The sequence below is a fragment of the Streptomyces sp. NPDC058678 genome (assembly GCF_042714835.1).
In the GTDB taxonomy this organism is placed as follows: domain Bacteria; phylum Actinomycetota; class Actinomycetes; order Streptomycetales; family Streptomycetaceae; genus Streptomyces.
In genome coordinates, this window is record NZ_JBHXSG010000159.1 from 1 (window position 1) to 3,384 (window position 3,384).

The window sequence follows — 3,384 nt, forward strand, 5'->3', positions numbered from 1 at the left end:
GTTCGGCGGCGTCCTACTCTCCCACAGGGTCCCCCCTGCAGTACCATCGGCGCTGTAAGGCTTAGCTTCCGGGTTCGGAATGTAACCGGGCGTTTCCCTCACGCTATAACCACCGAAACACTATGAAACTGTTTCAGCCGCACCACACCCGTGACCATGGGCATGGGGCCGTTCGTGGTTTCAGAACCAACACAGTGGACGCGAGCAACTGAGGACAAGCCCTCGGCCTATTAGTACCGGTCAACTCCACACGTTACCGTGCTTCCATATCCGGCCTATCAACCCAGTCGTCTACTGGGAGCCTTACCCCATCAAGTGGGTGGGAATACTCATCTCGAAGCAGGCTTCCCGCTTAGATGCTTTCAGCGGTTATCCCTCCCGAACGTAGCCAACCAGCCATGCCCTTGGCAGGACAACTGGCACACCAGAGGTTCGTCCGTCCCGGTCCTCTCGTACTAGGGACAGCCCTTCTCAATATTCCTGCGCGCGCAGCGGATAGGGACCGAACTGTCTCACGACGTTCTAAACCCAGCTCGCGTACCGCTTTAATGGGCGAACAGCCCAACCCTTGGGACCGACTCCAGCCCCAGGATGCGACGAGCCGACATCGAGGTGCCAAACCATCCCGTCGATATGGACTCTTGGGGAAGATCAGCCTGTTATCCCCGGGGTACCTTTTATCCGTTGAGCGACGGCGCTTCCACAAGCCACCGCCGGATCACTAGTCCCGACTTTCGTCCCTGCTCGACCCGTCGGTCTCACAGTCAAGCTCCCTTGTGCACTTACACTCAACACCTGATTGCCAACCAGGCTGAGGGAACCTTTGGGCGCCTCCGTTACTCTTTAGGAGGCAACCGCCCCAGTTAAACTACCCATCAGACACTGTCCCTGATCCGGATCACGGACCCAGGTTAGACATCCAGCACGACCAGACTGGTATTTCAACGACGACTCCACCTGAACTGGCGTCCAAGCTTCACAGTCTCCCAGCTATCCTACACAAGCCGAACCGAACACCAATATCAAACTGTAGTAAAGGTCCCGGGGTCTTTCCGTCCTGCTGCGCGAAACGAGCATCTTTACTCGTAGTGCAATTTCACCGGGCCTATGGTTGAGACAGTCGAGAAGTCGTTACGCCATTCGTGCAGGTCGGAACTTACCCGACAAGGAATTTCGCTACCTTAGGATGGTTATAGTTACCACCGCCGTTTACTGGCGCTTAAGTTCTCAGCTTCGCCACCCCGAAGAGTGACTAACCGGTCCCCTTAACGTTCCAGCACCGGGCAGGCGTCAGTCCGTATACATCGCCTTACGGCTTCGCACGGACCTGTGTTTTTAGTAAACAGTCGCTTCTCGCTGGTCTCTGCGGCCACCCCCAGCTCGAGGAGCACGTCCTCTCACCAGTGATGGCCCCCCTTCTCCCGAAGTTACGGGGGCATTTTGCCGAGTTCCTTAACCATAGTTCACCCGAACGCCTCGGTATTCTCTACCTGACCACCTGAGTCGGTTTAGGGTACGGGCCGCCATGAAACTCGCTAGAGGCTTTTCTCGACAGCATAGGATCATCCACTTCACCACAATCGGCTCGGCATCAGGTCTCAGCCTTGATGAGCGGCGGATTTACCTACCACTCGGCCTACACCCTTACCCCGGGACAACCACCGCCCGGGCTGGACTACCTTCCTGCGTCACCCCATCACTCACCTACTACCACCTTGGGCCGGCGGCTCCACCACTTTCCTTTCCCCGAAGGGTCCGGAACGGCTTCACGGCCTTAGCATTAATGGGCTCGATGTTTGACGCTTCACAGCGGGTACCGGAATATCAACCGGTTATCCATCGACTACGCCTGTCGGCCTCGCCTTAGGTCCCGACTTACCCTGGGCAGATCAGCTTGACCCAGGAACCCTTAGTCAATCGGCGCACACGTTTCTCACGTGTGTATCGCTACTCATGCCTGCATTCTCACTCGTCAACCGTCCACAACTCGCTTACGCGGCTGCTTCACCCGGCAGACGACGCTCCCCTACCCATCACAGCGCCCGTTGGGGCTACATGCTGCAATGACACGACTTCGGCGGTACGCTTGAGCCCCGCTACATTGTCGGCGCGGAATCACTAGACCAGTGAGCTATTACGCACTCTTTCAAGGGTGGCTGCTTCTAAGCCAACCTCCTGGTTGTCTGTGCGACTCCACATCCTTTCCCACTTAGCGTACGCTTAGGGGCCTTAGTCGATGCTCTGGGCTGTTTCCCTCTCGACCATGGAGCTTATCCCCCACAGTCTCACTGCCGCGCTCTCACTTACCGGCATTCGGAGTTTGGCTAAGGTCAGTAACCCGGTAGGGCCCATCGCCTATCCAGTGCTCTACCTCCGGCAAGAAACACACGACGCTGCACCTAAATGCATTTCGGGGAGAACCAGCTATCACGGAGTTTGATTGGCCTTTCACCCCTAACCACAGGTCATCCCCCAGGTTTTCAACCCTGGTGGGTTCGGTCCTCCACGAAGTCTTACCTCCGCTTCAACCTGCCCATGGCTAGATCACTCCGCTTCGGGTCTTGAGCGTGCTACTGAAACGCCCTATTCGGACTCGCTTTCGCTACGGCTACCCCACTCGGGTTAACCTCGCAACACACCGCAAACTCGCAGGCTCATTCTTCAAAAGGCACGCAGTCACGACGCACCAAGTAAACTTGATGCGCGACGCTCCCACGGCTTGTAGGCACACGGTTTCAGGTACTATTTCACTCCGCTCCCGCGGTACTTTTCACCATTCCCTCACGGTACTATCCGCTATCGGTCACCAGGGAATATTTAGGCTTAGCGGGTGGTCCCGCCAGATTCACACGGGATTTCTCGGGCCCCGTGCTACTTGGGTGTCTCTCAAACGAGCCGTTGACGTTTCGACTACGGGGGTCTTACCCTCTACGCCGGACCTTTCGCATGTCCTTCGCCTACATCAACGGTTTCTGACTCGTCTCACGGCCGGCAGACCGTAAAAGAGAGATCCCACAACCCCGCCTACGCAACCCCTGCCGGGTCTCACACGTAAACGGTTTGGCCTCATCCGGTTTCGCTCGCCACTACTCCCGGAATCACGGTTGTTTTCTCTTCCTGCGGGTACTGAGATGTTTCACTTCCCCGCGTTCCCTCCACATACCCTATGTGTTCAGGTATGGGTGACAGCCCATGACGACTGCCGGGTTTCCCCATTCGGAAACCCCCGGATCAAAGCCTGGTTGACGGCTCCCCGGGGACTATCGTGGCCTCCCACGTCCTTCATCGGTTCCTGGTGCCAAGGCATCCACCGTGCGCCCTTAAAAACTTGGCCACAGATGCTCGCGTCCACTGTGCAGTTCTCAAACAACGACCAGCCACCCG

2 rRNA genes are annotated in these 3,384 nt (G+C 57.1%); both read right to left on the reverse strand.

The features are described 5' to 3' along the window. Positions 1-117 (reverse strand): 5S ribosomal RNA (rrf, locus tag ACFWWR_RS48380). A gap of 93 nt (positions 118-210) precedes the next feature. Continuing rightward, a 23S ribosomal RNA gene (locus tag ACFWWR_RS48385) occupies positions 211-3,334 on the reverse strand. Between the last annotated feature and the right edge of the window lie 50 nt (positions 3,335-3,384).